The sequence below is a fragment of the Acinetobacter sp. ANC 3903 genome (genome assembly GCF_002135315.1).
In the GTDB taxonomy this organism is placed as follows: Bacteria; Pseudomonadota; Gammaproteobacteria; order Pseudomonadales; family Moraxellaceae; genus Acinetobacter.
This window is the reverse complement of record NZ_NEGA01000003.1, coordinates 49,473-62,486: the sequence shown is the minus strand read 5'-3', so window position 1 is coordinate 62,486 and position 13,014 is coordinate 49,473. Positions and strand designations below refer to the sequence as shown.

20 protein-coding genes and 1 pseudogene are annotated in these 13,014 nt (G+C 43.7%); 17 read left to right on the top strand and 4 right to left on the bottom strand.

All coding sequences use genetic code 11. The features are described 5' to 3' along the window. Positions 1-55 precede the first annotated feature (55 nt). From B9T29_RS02825 to B9T29_RS02810, 4 genes are all read right to left on the bottom strand, one after another. The gene (locus B9T29_RS02825; RefSeq protein WP_086174466.1) at positions 56-499 is read right to left on the bottom strand and encodes an RrF2 family transcriptional regulator; all 444 of its coding nucleotides are present in this window, start codon (positions 497-499) and stop codon (positions 56-58) included. Positions 500-585: 86 nt separating this feature from the next. After that, positions 586-1,794, bottom strand: a complete 1,209-nt coding sequence (hmpA, locus tag B9T29_RS02820) for an NO-inducible flavohemoprotein (protein ID WP_086174465.1) — start codon at positions 1,792-1,794, stop codon at positions 586-588. 148 nt (positions 1,795-1,942) lie between these two features. After that, a complete protein-coding gene (locus B9T29_RS02815) occupies positions 1,943-3,526 on the bottom strand; it encodes a helicase HerA-like domain-containing protein (protein WP_086174464.1) in 1,584 nt (527 codons plus the stop codon). A gap of 18 nt (positions 3,527-3,544) precedes the next feature. Then, positions 3,545-4,747 (bottom strand): PLP-dependent transferase, encoded by a 1,203-nt coding sequence (locus B9T29_RS02810; protein WP_086174463.1) that lies wholly within the window; start codon positions 4,745-4,747, stop codon positions 3,545-3,547. 158 nt (positions 4,748-4,905) lie between these two features. Here B9T29_RS02810 and B9T29_RS02805 point away from each other — a divergent pair, with 158 nt between their 5' ends. The 17 genes and pseudogenes from B9T29_RS02805 to rpsH all read left to right on the top strand — a co-directional run bounded on the left by B9T29_RS02805 (position 4,906) and on the right by rpsH (position 13,009). Further along, positions 4,906-5,643 (top strand): type 1 glutamine amidotransferase, encoded by a 738-nt coding sequence (locus tag B9T29_RS02805; protein ID WP_086174462.1) that lies wholly within the window; start codon positions 4,906-4,908, stop codon positions 5,641-5,643. A 269-nt stretch (positions 5,644-5,912) separates the two neighbouring features. Continuing rightward, on the top strand, positions 5,913-6,224 hold the full coding sequence (gene rpsJ / locus B9T29_RS02800) for a 30S ribosomal protein S10 (RefSeq protein ID WP_000070912.1): 312 nt from the start codon (positions 5,913-5,915) through the stop codon (positions 6,222-6,224). 59 nt (positions 6,225-6,283) lie between these two features. Beyond that, positions 6,284-6,922 (top strand): 50S ribosomal protein L3, encoded by a 639-nt coding sequence (gene rplC, locus B9T29_RS02795; RefSeq protein ID WP_086174461.1) that lies wholly within the window; start codon positions 6,284-6,286, stop codon positions 6,920-6,922. Between the two features lie 11 nt (positions 6,923-6,933). Further along, positions 6,934-7,536, top strand: coding sequence for a 50S ribosomal protein L4 (rplD, locus tag B9T29_RS02790; protein ID WP_086174460.1), 603 nt, complete (start codon positions 6,934-6,936; stop codon positions 7,534-7,536). Continuing rightward, complete coding sequence (gene rplW / locus B9T29_RS02785; protein ID WP_086174459.1) at positions 7,533-7,853, top strand: 50S ribosomal protein L23; 321 nt, start codon at positions 7,533-7,535, stop codon at positions 7,851-7,853. Before rplD ends, rplW begins: the two co-directional genes overlap by 4 nt. An 11-nt stretch (positions 7,854-7,864) precedes the next feature. After that, positions 7,865-8,689, top strand: coding sequence for a 50S ribosomal protein L2 (gene rplB, locus B9T29_RS02780; protein WP_086174458.1), 825 nt, complete (start codon positions 7,865-7,867; stop codon positions 8,687-8,689). Between the two features lie 19 nt (positions 8,690-8,708). Further along, positions 8,709-8,984 carry a 30S ribosomal protein S19 gene (gene rpsS, locus B9T29_RS02775; protein ID WP_004869548.1) on the top strand — a complete coding sequence of 92 codons (276 nt, stop codon included), beginning with the start codon at positions 8,709-8,711 and terminating at the stop codon, positions 8,982-8,984. Between the two features lie 9 nt (positions 8,985-8,993). After that, positions 8,994-9,323 carry a 50S ribosomal protein L22 gene (rplV, locus tag B9T29_RS02770; protein WP_004754247.1) on the top strand — a complete coding sequence of 110 codons (330 nt, stop codon included), beginning with the start codon at positions 8,994-8,996 and terminating at the stop codon, positions 9,321-9,323. 1 nt (position 9,324) lies between these two features. Then, positions 9,325-10,141: pseudogene (gene rpsC / locus B9T29_RS02765) on the top strand (30S ribosomal protein S3). Beyond that, a complete protein-coding gene (rplP, locus tag B9T29_RS02760; protein WP_086174456.1) occupies positions 10,081-10,494 on the top strand; it encodes a 50S ribosomal protein L16 in 414 nt (137 codons plus the stop codon). The pseudogene rpsC and the gene rplP overlap by 61 nt, the downstream one beginning before the upstream one ends. Next, positions 10,494-10,691, top strand: a complete 198-nt coding sequence (gene rpmC, locus B9T29_RS02755; RefSeq protein WP_004650482.1) for a 50S ribosomal protein L29 — start codon at positions 10,494-10,496, stop codon at positions 10,689-10,691. Before rplP ends, rpmC begins: the two co-directional genes overlap by 1 nt. Further along, a complete protein-coding gene (gene rpsQ, locus B9T29_RS02750; RefSeq protein WP_004650481.1) occupies positions 10,688-10,945 on the top strand; it encodes a 30S ribosomal protein S17 in 258 nt (85 codons plus the stop codon). Before rpmC ends, rpsQ begins: the two co-directional genes overlap by 4 nt. 92 nt (positions 10,946-11,037) lie before the next feature. Next, positions 11,038-11,406, top strand: a complete 369-nt coding sequence (gene rplN / locus B9T29_RS02745; RefSeq protein ID WP_086174455.1) for a 50S ribosomal protein L14 — start codon at positions 11,038-11,040, stop codon at positions 11,404-11,406. A gap of 9 nt (positions 11,407-11,415) precedes the next feature. Beyond that, the gene (rplX, locus tag B9T29_RS02740) at positions 11,416-11,733 is read left to right on the top strand and encodes a 50S ribosomal protein L24 (protein ID WP_086174454.1); all 318 of its coding nucleotides are present in this window, start codon (positions 11,416-11,418) and stop codon (positions 11,731-11,733) included. A 16-nt stretch (positions 11,734-11,749) separates the two neighbouring features. Continuing rightward, positions 11,750-12,286, top strand: coding sequence for a 50S ribosomal protein L5 (gene rplE / locus B9T29_RS02735; protein WP_086174453.1), 537 nt, complete (start codon positions 11,750-11,752; stop codon positions 12,284-12,286). Between the two features lie 9 nt (positions 12,287-12,295). Beyond that, a complete protein-coding gene (rpsN, locus tag B9T29_RS02730; RefSeq protein ID WP_086174452.1) occupies positions 12,296-12,601 on the top strand; it encodes a 30S ribosomal protein S14 in 306 nt (101 codons plus the stop codon). Between the two features lie 12 nt (positions 12,602-12,613). Next, positions 12,614-13,009: a 30S ribosomal protein S8 gene (rpsH, locus tag B9T29_RS02725; protein WP_086174451.1), complete on the top strand. Its 396-nt coding sequence runs from the start codon at positions 12,614-12,616 to the stop codon at positions 13,007-13,009. The last annotated feature ends 5 nt before the right edge of the window (positions 13,010-13,014 follow it).

Here is a 13,014-nt window from a genome sequence, read left to right as displayed (position 1 = left end):
ACATTATAAAGGAAGTCGTTCGGGCAAGCGAACTTTGCAAGCCAAAGACCGGGAATTAAAGATTGATCATTTGAATAGGAGACTGGGTGGTGAACTTGGCGATTGGGGAGGTATTTAACACCTGAGCCAAGGTGTATTGATCCAGACTGCGATAAAACTGTTCTAAGGCCTGATCGAGAGTGCCTTTCAAGCCGCAATGGCTGCGCAGCACGCAAGGAGGCGTGTTGCATTCTACAATCTGGTTTTCACCCTGCAGAATTCGCACAATTTGTCCCAGTTTGAGTTCTAGTGCTTCAGGGTTCAGACCAATACCGCCGCCTTTGCCGCGCGTGGTAATCAACCAGTTCTGTTTTCCCATAAAGTGGACAATTTTCACTAAATGGTTTCTTGACACATGCAAGTCCTGAGCGATTTCTGCAATGGTATAAGGTATATCTCGCGGTTGGGCGATATACATTAAAATGCGCAGGGCATAGTCAGTAAATTTATTCAGTTGCATGATAATACTGATGTTTTGAGTAAAAATTAGGGTTAGTCTAGCATAACCGGACTAACCCTCTCTTGATTTTGTGCTGACGCAGCAGGTTAGTGCTTAACGCCACCTGTGCCAAAAGCTTCACTGTGAATATTTTCAGCAGGAATACCGCGAGCAACCAAGGCCTTTTGTTGTGCAGCCATAAATGGCATTGGGCCGCAGAGGTAGTAGTCGGCATTGGCTGGTAACAATGCGCTATCAATCGTGCTTAGGTCTAGACGACCGGCAACATCATAATCTTCACCTAATTTATCGCTTTCATGCGGGAATTCATAAGCGGTAAATGTGTTGAGGCGCGGATATTTTGCTTTCAAGTCTTGAATGTGCTGATGCATCGCATGCACTTGTTTGCTACGGCAAGCATGGATGAATGTCACAGGTTGCGGCATGTCTAAAGTCACCAGCTGATTAAGCATGGCAATCATTGGAGTAAGGCCTACACCACCACTGATAAATACATTACGTTTATTTGGATCAATCAGGTAGAAATTACCTGTTGGTGCAGACACTTCAATTTCTGAACCTTCTGGCAAGCCATGTAAAGTATTCGATACCCAACCTGGAACCATGTCACCTTTTTGGTCTTCGCGTTTCACAGAGATACGTAAATAGTCCGCTTGCGGGCTAGTTGAAAGCGTATATTGACGAGGTTGTTTTAAGCCAAGTTCTTCGACGAAAACACGCACTGAAATATATTGGCCAGCTTCGTATTTCGGTAAAGCACCACCATCTGCAGGTTGAAGATAGAACGACGTGATTTCATCGCTTTCAACGACTTTCTTGGCAATCTTGAAGTTACGCCAGCCTAACCAGCTGCCTTTAGTCTGTTCGTGCTGATCATAAATGGCTTTTTCGGTGCTGATGAACAGGTCTGCCAATTGGCCATAAGCTGCTGCCCAAGCGCCAATCAGTGGATCGTCCATTGAAATGCTGAGTACTTCACTGATGGAATGTAATAGGTTTTCGCCGACAATATTATAGTCAGGAGCTTGAATGTTCAGGCTAACGTGTTTGTGCGCAATTAACTCAACCACAGGTAAAAGCACAGACGGATCTTCAATGTTTTCAGCATAAGCCAACACTGCACCTGCCAATGCCTGAGCCTGTGCGCCGCTGCGCTGGTGCCCCATATTAAAAGTTTCTTTTAGGTCAGGATTATTGCCCAACATACGGTTATAAAAATAACCAGTCAGGGCTACGCCATTTTCACGAAGTACAGGAACAGTGGCTTTTACAAGGTCAATTTGCTGCGGAGTCATAGGTGATCTCTCATGGCTGTTATTTATAAGATGTATTTAAAATATATCTTATAAAATCTTTTTACAACACATATTTTCATTAAACCATAAAAAATTATGGAATATAAAAATATTCCATAATTCACAAATTATTAATCAGTTTCTTTAATTATCTTTTACCAAACAGTGAACCTAATAAGCCACGAACAATTTTTTGTCCAGTACTGCCCCCCAGACTGCGGGCGGCACTTTTGGCAAAAGTACCCACAGTATCTTGAATCAGCTTTTCACGCTGTTTGGCTGCACGTTCCGCTTCTTTTTGCTGCTCTTGCGCTAGGCGCTGTTGTTCGCGTGCCTGTTGCTGGGCAAAAGTTTCAGCGTCTTTGGCTTGCTGTTTTTCTAAAGCCCCTTTTTCTTTTGCTGCCGCTTTTTCTTGTTCGGCTTGAACTGCTTGTTGTTGGCGTTCTGCGACTTTGTTTTGCAACATTTCAAACGCACTTTCCCGGTCAAGCGGTTGTTCATAAACACCTGCCACAACACTTTGTGCTATGAGTGTTTTACGCTCATCCAAAGAAATGGGGCTGAAGGAAGAATAGGGTGGCATCACCCAGCCGCGCTGCACCATTTGTGGAGTACCTTGTTCATCCAGACAGCTAATCAAGGCTTCACCCACAGCCAGTTCGGTAATGGCCTGATCGACCTTAAATTCAGGATTGGCACGGAAAGTATCGGCAGCTATTTTGACCGCTTTCTGGTCTTTAGGCGTGAAGGCGCGCAAGGCATGTTGCACCCGGTTACCAAGCTGACCTAAAACACTTTCAGGTAGATCCAGCGGATTCTGGGTAACAAAGTAAATGCCGACACCTTTGGAGCGAATTAAACGTACCACTTGTTCAATCTTTTCCTGCAGGGCAGGACTGGCATTATCAAAAAGCAGATGTGCTTCATCAAAGAAGAACACCAGTTTGGGTTTGTCCAGATCACCCACTTCCGGCAGCTGTTCAAACAGTTCGGACAACATCCACAGTAGAAAGGTGGCATACAGTTTAGGCGTGTTCATCAGTTTATCTGCAGCCAGTAAATTGATGGTGCCACGGCCTTGGCTATCGGTCTGGATAAAATCCATGATGTTTAATGCAGGTTCACCAAAGAACTGATCTCCGCCCTGATCGGCTAGCGCCAGTAAATTGCGCTGGATTGCCCCTAAACTGGCAGGAGACAGGTTGCCATATTCTGCTTTAAATTCGGTGGCATGTTCACTCACATAGCTAATCATCGACTTCAAGTCTTTAAAATCAATCAGCAATAAACCCTGATCATCGGCTATGCGGAACACTGCTGAAAGTACACCTTCCTGGGTATCATTCAAATTCAGTATTTGTGCCAGTAACAACGGACCAATTTCAGAAACTGTGGTGCGAATGGGATGGCCCTGCTCACCGAACAAATCCCAAAACACCACAGGTGATGCTGCAAAGGGAATCGATTCAAGATTCAGGCTTTTAATCCGCGCATCAAATTTAGCATTGCTTTCACCGGCCTTGGCAAGACTGGACACATCGCCTTTGGCATCGGCCAAAAATACCGGCACACCAATGCGGGAAAAACTTTCTGCCAATACTTTTAAGGTTACGGTTTTACCGGTTCCGGTGGCTCCGGCAATCAAACCGTGGCGGTTGGCAAATTGTGAATGTAAAACAATTTCTTGTTGTGTATCGGTGGTTTTCTTGGCAATGACGATTGGTGTACCCATATTTTTTCCTATTCTATTTTATTCGTGTTGTTGCGTAGGCAGCTGTTTTAATGCGTTTTCTATATCTTGTATGAAATCTGCCGGATGTTCTAGTCCTATGCAAAAACGAACCAATAAACCTTGTTGTAAATGTGTATGTGGCAACACCCGCATATCTTTTAGGTTATACAGCATGATCAGGCTGAGCGGTCCACCCCAGCTAAAACCCAGCTTAAACAGTTCCAGTGCATCGCAGAATGTACGAATATCTTCCAGGGTATATTCAGGTTTAAAAATCACACTGACCAGACCTGCACTTTGTCCATCTGTACAAATTTCTTTCCAGTATGAATGTCCTGCCGAAGCTTCATCAGCAGGATGCAAGACCTGTGCAAACTCTGGTTGTTGTTTAAGCCAGTCCAGTAAGGTTAATGCGCTTTGTGATTGATGTTGATAACGCAGTTGCATTGAAGCCAGACTGCGTTGTACTTGTGCAACATCATCACCAGATACACTAATACCCTGAATAGCATGCATACGAAATAATTGCTGATGCAACTTTCGATCACGAGTGACTACAGAACCCATTAAGATGTCACCGCCGCCACTTGGATATTTAGTCAGCGCGTGCACGGTTATATCAACCGCCAAATGTTCTTCACCAAAATCAAAGGCATTAAAGGCTAGACCTGCACCCCAGGTATTGTCTAAAGCTGTCAACATATTATGCTGCTTTGCTTTTTTTACTAAGCCAGCTAGATCTGGAAATTCTAAAGTCACGGAACCTGCAGCCTCTAACCAAATCAGTTTGGCTTTCTCCGTTGGCTGGAAAGTATCTGCATCAATCGGGTTATAGACTCTAACTGTAATGCCATAGCGAGTTTGCAGGTTGTGCAGATGTTCCATATTAGGACCATAAATATTGTCTGCCACCCAGACTTCATCGCCCTGACTCAAAAAACAGGAATTGACCAGATTAATCGCGGATAAACCACTAGGGGCCAGCAAGCAATATTGCCCTCCTTCAATCTGGGCAATGTTGTCCGCTAAAGTAAAGGTCGTTGGCGTGCCGTGGGTGCCATAACTATAGTCATAGTCATCGGTCCAATGGCGATTAAATAGTGCATCGGTGTTGTTAAAAATAATGGTCGATGCACGAAACAGGGGAGGTTGAACGCTAGAAATATATTGTGGGGCTTTCCGTGGTGCATGAATGAGTGCGGTTTGTGGATTTTTTTTCAAGGAACTGCTCTAAGTCGTATCAAAATTAGTCTTAGCTTAAGAGAAACACGCAAATTAGGCTATATAAATGCCAAAATGTATAGAAACGTTAAACCGCACATAAAGTTGGCTTTATTCTTGCTAAATCTACGACAGAGCTAAAACAATAGGTGGGGCGGATGAAGTCGCATTTAAAAGTACATTATTTTCAGCATATTGCTGGTGAAGGGTTCGGCAGTTGTTATCAATATTTAAAACAGCATCACGCTAAAATTAGTGCAACGGAGTTTTTTGCCTTACCGCTGGATCGGCCACTCGATATTGAGGCTTTACCGCAAGTTGAAGATGTCGATTTGCTCATTATCATGGGTGGGACCATGAGTGTGAATGATGAGGCAAATTATCCCTGGTTAAAGATAGAAAAGCGCTGGATTCGACGTTATTTATCTATGGGTAAACCGGCCATTGGTTTATGTCTGGGCGGGCAGCTGATCGCCAATGCTTTGGGGGCAGCGGTCAGGCGCAATGAGCAACAGGAGTTGGGTTGGACTACCGTGCGTAAGGTACAGCATGTGCCTGAAGAATGCTTTGAATTGCCAGCACAATTTAAGATTATGCAATGGCATAGTGAAACCTTTGAAATTCCTAAAGGTGCTATTCATTTGGCTGAAAATGGTGTTTGCCGCAACCAGATGTACCAGATTGGTAAAAATGTGCTGGGATTTCAGTTTCATCCTGAAATTACTTCCGAGACGCTAAAGCTGTTTTTAGAAAATGATGAAGAGCTAGAAGGTTTTTCAGGAGAATATGTGCAAACTGAACAGCAATTAAGAAAAGCAGATAAAACAAATTTTATTGAAGGAAATCAAATACTAAACCAAGCAATAGAGTACGTTTTACAAAAAACTTCATGCTGATTTATTTTTAAACAAAAGCATAAATAGACAAGCGGAAAAAAAGAGCAAAAAGTTGAAAAGAGATTTGCTTAAGCGTTAAACAATAGCTATAATAAGCGACCCTTTAATGAAAGGGGGTTGACTACCAATAACGTAGTTAACATCGTGACAGTCGTGGCATCGATCATGACCTTAGTGATAATTCACTGCTCTTGACACTTACCCATATAAAAGTGGAGTGAGATGCGTCAAGGGTGATTCTTTATATATTTGGCTTGGAGTTAACTGGTATGTCTAACCAGAGAATTCGTATCCGTCTTAAGTCTTTTGATCACCGTCTAATTGATCAATCAGCTCAAGAAATCGTAGAAACAGCAAAACGTACTGGCGCACAAGTTTGTGGTCCAATTCCAATGCCTACACGCATTGAACGTTTTAACGTTTTAACATCACCACACGTTAACAAAGATGCGCGTGACCAATACGAGATCCGCACTTATAAACGTTTGATCGACATTGTTCAACCTACAGATAAAACTGTTGATGCATTGATGAAGTTAGATCTTGCAGCTGGTGTTGATGTTCAGATCGCATTGGGTTAAGGCTTTCGGTTAATTAACGCTCTAAGTTAATTAGGCCGCTTTTTTAGAGGTTTATGCACATGGCTATTGGTTTAGTCGGTCGCAAGTGCGGTATGACTCGTATCTTTACAGATGCTGGTGTTTCTGTACCTGTAACAGTGATTGAGGTTGATCCTAACCGCATCACTCAAATCAAAACGCTTGAAACTGATGGTTATCAAGCGATTCAAATCACTACTGGTGAACGTCGCGAATCTCGCGTAACTAACGCTCAGAAAGGTCACTTTGCGAAAGCTGGTGTTGCTGCTGGTCGTCTGGTTCAAGAATTTCGTACTACAGAAGCTGAGCTTGAAGGTCGTGAAGTTGGCGGAACTATCGGTGTAGATTTGTTCGCAGTTGGTCAAGTTGTTGACGTAACTGGTCAATCTAAAGGTAAAGGTTTCCAAGGTGGTGTTAAGCGTTGGAACTTCCGTACCCAAGATGCTACTCACGGTAACTCATTGTCTCACCGTGTTCTAGGTTCTACAGGTCAAAACCAGACTCCTGGTCGCGTGTTCAAAGGCAAAAAAATGGCTGGCCATTTAGGTGCTGAACGCGTAACTGTTCAAGGTCTTGAAATTGTATCTATCGACGCTGAACGTTCAGTTCTCGTTGTTAAAGGTGCGATTCCTGGTGCTACTGGTGGCGACGTTACTGTTCGTCCTACGATCAAGGCCTGAGGGGAAATAACGTGAATTTAAATACTGTTTCCGGCTCTGCTGTTGAATTATCTGAAGTTGCTTTCGGTCGTGAATTTAACGAAGCTCTTGTACACCAAGTTGTTACAGCTTATTTAGCTGGTGGTCGTCAAGGTTCGAAAGCTCAGAAATCACGTGGCGATGTATCTGGCGGTGGTAAAAAACCATTCCGTCAAAAAGGTACTGGCCGTGCGCGTGCTGGTTCTATTCGTAGCCCGATCTGGGTTGGTGGTGGTAAAACTTTTGCCGCTCGTCCACAAGATTGGTCTCAAAAAGTTAACCGTAAAATGTACCGCGGTGCTATGCAATGCATCATGGCTGAACTTGTTCGTCAAGATCGCCTAATCTTAGTTGATGAGTTTGCTGTTGCAGCTCCAAAAACTAAAGAGTTGCTTGCAAAACTTAACGACTTGAATGCTACTCGTGCATTAATCGTTACTGATGCTGTTGATGAGAACTTGTATCTTGCTGCACGTAACATTCCACACGTTGATGTGGTTGATGCTGCTGCAATCGATCCTGTTAGCTTGATCGCGTTTGACAAAGTTGTTATGTCTGTAGCTGCTGCTAAGAAAATTGAGGTAGAACTCGGATGAACAACGAACGTATCTATCAAGTCCTACAAGGACCTGTATTCTCAGAAAAAGCACAAGTTTTAGGTGAAGCTGCTGGTGTTCAAGTTTTTAAAGTTGCACTTGATGCAAACAAACTTGAAATCAAAAAAGCAGTGGAACAACTCTTTGGTGTTCAAGTGGTTAAAGTTAACACTACGATCACTAAAGGTAAGACTAAACGCTTTGGTAAAACATTGGGACGTCGTTCTGATGTTAAAAAAGCATACGTCACCCTGAAAGCTGGCCAAGATGTTGAAATGGCTGACTTGGGCGATACCGCTGAAAGCGCAGCGGAATAAGGACGAGAATTATGCCTATTCAAAAATGTAAGCCAACGTCACCAGGACGTCGCTTTGTAGAGAAAGTCGTTCACGACCATCTTCACAAAGGCGCGCCTTATGCTCCGTTGGTTGAAGCTAAAAAACGTACTGGTGGTCGTAACAATAACGGTCACATTACAACTCGTCACGTTGGTGGTGGTCATAAACAACACTACCGTCTTGTCGACTTCAAACGTAACAAAGACGGCATTCCAGCTGTGGTTGAACGTATTGAATACGATCCTAACCGTACAGCTCATATTGCTCTATTAAAATATGCTGACGGTGAACGTCGTTACATCATTGCGCCTAAAGGTTTGCGTGCTGGTGATAAAGTACAATCTGGTAACGATGCTCCAATCCGTCCAGGTAACTGCTTGCCACTTCGTAACATGCCTATCGGTTCTACTCTTCACAACGTCGAGCTTAAAATCGGTAAAGGCGCACAATTGATGCGTTCTGCTGGTACTTCTGCTCAATTGTTGGGTCGTGACGGTTCTTACGCAATCATTCGTCTTCGTTCAGGCGAAATGCGTAAAGTACACGTTGAATGTCGCGCTGTTTTGGGTGAAGTTTCTAACTCAGAAAGCAACCTTCGTTCACTGGGTAAAGCTGGTGCATCACGCTGGCGTGGTGTTCGTCCTACCGTTCGTGGTATGGCGATGAACCCGGTTGACCATCCACACGGTGGTGGTGAAGGGCGTAACAAAGGTATTCAACCTGTAAGCCCATGGGGTCAAAAAGCTAAAGGGTACAAGACACGTACCAATAAGCGTACGACTAAGATGATTATTCGCGACCGTCGCGTTAAGTAACAAGTAAAGGAATCTGACAATGCCTCGTTCTCTGAAAAAAGGCCCATTCGTCGATGCGCACTTGTTCGCTAAGGTTGAAGCGGCTGTAGCGAGTAACTCTCGCAAGCCGATCAAAACTTGGTCGCGTCGTTCGATGATACTCCCAGATTTTGTTGGTTTAACAATTTCTGTTCATAATGGTCGTAACCATGTTCCGGTGATTGTATCTGAACACATGGTTGGTCATAAACTCGGTGAATTCGCGCCAACTCGTACCTATCGTGGTCACGGTGTTGACAAGAAGTCTAAACGTTAAGGTGCGATGATGGAAGTTACTGCTAAATTACGCGGTGCCGCTATCTCGGCACAAAAAGCTCGTTTGGTTGCAGATCTAATCCGTGGCAAATCTGTTGCTCACGCTTTAAATATCTTGAACTTCAGCAACAAAAAAGCTGCAGTTTTAGTTAAAAAAGCGTTGGAATCTGCGATTGCAAATGCTGAACATAATAACAGTTTAGATGTAGACGACCTTAAAGTATCTACGATTTACGTTGATGAAGGCATTAGCCTTAAACGTATTATGCCACGTGCTAAAGGCCGTGCAGATCGTATTACTAAGCGTACTTGTCACATCACCGTTAAGGTAGGGGTTTGATATGGGTCAGAAGGTTCATCCAATCGGTATCCGCCTAGGTGTTGTGAAACGTCATAACGCTAACTGGTATGCGAGTCCGAAACAATACGCTGAATACTTGCTTAAAGATTTGCAAGTTCGTGAGTTTTTAATTAAAAAACTTAAGAATGCAATGATTAGCAATATTCTTATCGAACGTCCTACAGGCGCTGCTAAAATTACTATTAGCACTGCTCGTCCTGGTATCGTTATCGGTAAAAAAGGCGAAGACATTGAAAAATTACAACGCGAATTAACATCTATTATGGGTGTTCCTGCGCAAGTAAGCATCAACGAAATCGATCGCCCAGACTTAGACGCTCGTTTAGTTGCTGAAGCTATCGCTTCTCAATTAGAAAAACGTGTAATGTTCCGTCGTGCTATGAAGCGTGCGGTTCAAAACACTATGCGTGCTGGTGCTAAAGGTATCAAAGTTGAAGTTTCTGGTCGTTTAGGTGGTGCTGAGATTGCACGTACTGAATGGTATCGTGAAGGTCGTGTACCTTTGCATACACTTCGTGCGGACATCGACTACGCTACTATGCGTGCTGAAACTACTTACGGTACGATTGGCGTTAAAGTTTGGATTTTCCGCGGTGAGATCTTAGGTGGCATGAAGCAAGTCATGAACCCTGCTCCTGCTGAAGAACGTCCAGCTAAACGTGGTCGCGGCCGTGGTGAAGGTCAAGAGCGTCGTGGTCGTCGCAATGATCGTTCTGCTGAAAAAGGAGAATAATCCATGTTGCAACCTAAACGTACTAAGTTCCGTAAGGTTCAAAAGGGCCGTAACACTGGTCTAGCGCACCGTGGTAGCACCGTATCTTTCGGTTCTATTGCACTTAAATCTATCGAGCGTGGTCAAATGACAGCTCGTCAGATTGAAGCAGCGCGTCGTACAATCAGCCGTCGTGTAAAACGTGGTGGTAAGATCTTTATCCGTGTTTTCCCAGACAAACCAATTACTGAAAAACCATTAGAAGTTCGTATGGGTAAAGGTAAAGGTTCTGTGGAATACTGGGTTTGTCAAATCAAACCAGGTAAGATCTTGTACGAAATGGAAGGTGTAAGCGAAGAATTAGCACGTGAAGCGTTTACGCTTGCTGCTGCTAAGCTTCCGTTTAAAACCGCTATCGTGACTCGGACGGTAATGTAATGAAAACTAAAGATCTACGTGAAAAATCGGTAGAAGAGTTGACAGCTTTGCTTGATGAGCAACAGCTTAACCAATTCCGTCTTCGTATGGCGAAAGCAACTGGTCAATTGGGTAAATCGCATGAAGTTGCGCTTACTCGCAAGACTATTGCTCGTATCAAGACACTCCTTACCGAAAAACAGGGGAACGGACAATGAGTGAACAAACAGTTCGCACGTTAACCGGCAAAGTCGTAAGCGACAAAATGGACAAGTCTATTGTTGTGCTTATTGAACGCCGCGTTCAACACCCGTTGTATGGCAAATCAATCCGCCGTTCAACAAAATTACACGCTCATGATGAGAACAATGTTGCTAAAACTGGCGACGTAGTGACCATTAAAGAAAGCCGCCCGATTTCTAAAACTAAAGCTTGGGCTTTAGTGGAAGTTATTGAAGCTGCTGCTGAGTAATTAGACGTTCTTGTTGCATCATCGGTTAATTTCGAGTACTCTTTGAGCCTTTCGAAATACTGACCGGTGATGCTCGGTTTTGGAGTAGGGCAATGATTCAAACCGAAAGTATGCTCGACGTAGCAGACAACAGTGGTGCTCGCCGCGTACAATGTATTAAAGTACTTGGTGGTTCACATCGTCGTTATGCTTCTGTTGGCGACATTATTAAAGTTACTGTAAAAGAAGCTATTCCACGCGCACGTGTTAAAAAAGGTGACGTGATGAATGCTGTAGTTGTACGTACAAAATTCGGTGTACGTCGTCCGGATGGTTCTATCATCCGTTTTGATGACAATGCTGCTGTTATTTTGAACAACAACAAAGCGCCGATTGCAACTCGTATTTTCGGACCAGTGACTCGTGAACTTCGTACTGAACAGTTCATGAAAATTATTTCATTGGCTCCTGAAGTTCTATAAGAGGCACTCATGGCTAAGATTAAAAAAGGCGATCAAGTTATCGTGATCGCAGGTAAAGAAAAAGGCAAACAGGGTACTGTTCTGTCTGTTTCAAATGACCGTGTTATGGTTGAAGGCCTTAACTTGGTTAAGAAGCATCAAAAGCCGAACCGTGCAACAGGTGCTGAAGGCGCTGTAGTTACACAAGAAGCTTCGCTTCATATCTCAAACGTGGCAGTTTTTAATGCTACAACCCAAAAGGCTGACCGTGTTGGTTACCAAACGATTGAAGGCGTGAAAACTCGCGTTTACAAATCTAACGGTGAATCAGTGGCGGTAGCGAAGTAATAGGTTGAAATAGGCAATGGCCAGACTTAAAACACGTTACAACGACGTACTTAAAGCTCAGTTACAAGAGCAATTAGGCGTTAAAAATGTGATGGAGATTCCTCGCATCACTAAAATCACCATTAACATGGGTGTTGGTGCGGCATCAGCTGACAAGAAATTGTTAGATGGCGCTCTTTCTGATATGCAAGCGATTGCTGGTCAAAAGCCAGTTCTTACTCTAGCTCGCAAATCAATCGCTGGTTTCAAAATCCGTGATGGTTGGCCGATTGGTTGTAAAGTTACTTTACGCGGCGAACAAATGTACGAATTCTTAGACCGTTTGATCTCTATCGCGATCCCTCGTATTCGTGACTTCCGCGGTTTTTCTGCGAAATCATTTGATGGTCGTGGTAACTATTCGATGGGTTTGAAGGAACAAATCATGTTCCCTGAAATCGATTTCGATAAGATTGATCGTATTCGTGGTATGGATATTACCGTTACTACGACTGCTCGCACCGATGACGAAGGCCGTGCGCTTATGCGTGCATTCGGCTTCCCGTTCAAATAAGAGGTCGATATGGCTAAGAAAGGTATGATTAATCGCGAATTGAAACGCGAAAAAACAGTGGCTAAATTTGCTGCAAAACGTGCTGAATTAAAAGCTACGATTGCAAATGTAAATGCTAGCGACGAAGAACGTTTCGATGCGATGATGAAGTTACAGGCATTACCACGTAATGCATCTCCAGTACGTCTTCGTAACCGTTGTGGTTTAACTGGTCGTCCTCATGGTTACTTCCGTAAGTTCGGTCTAAGCCGTAACAAACTACGTGATACAGTAATGCAAGGTGATGTACCGGGCGTTGTTAAGGCAAGCTGGTAAGGAGCACTATAAATGAGTATGCAAGATACCGTTGCCGACATGCTAACACGTGTTCGTAACGCACAAATGGCAAAGAAACAAACTGTTTCTATGCCTAATTCTAAGTTGAAGGTTGCTATTGCAAACGTTCTTCAACAAGAAGGTTATATTTCAAACGTAGAAGTTGCGGATGCTGAAGGCAAACCAACTTTAACAATTACGTTAAAATATTTTGAAGGCAAACCAGTTATCGAAACTGTGAAACGCGTAAGCCGTCCAGGTCTTCGCCAATATCGCGGTAAAGATGCACTTCCTAGCGTTAAGCAAGGTTTAGGTATTGCAATTGTTTCTACAAGCAAAGGCATCATGACTGATCGCGCTGCACGTGCTGCGGGCATCGGTGGTGAAGTTATTGCTTTTGTTTCTTAATAGGT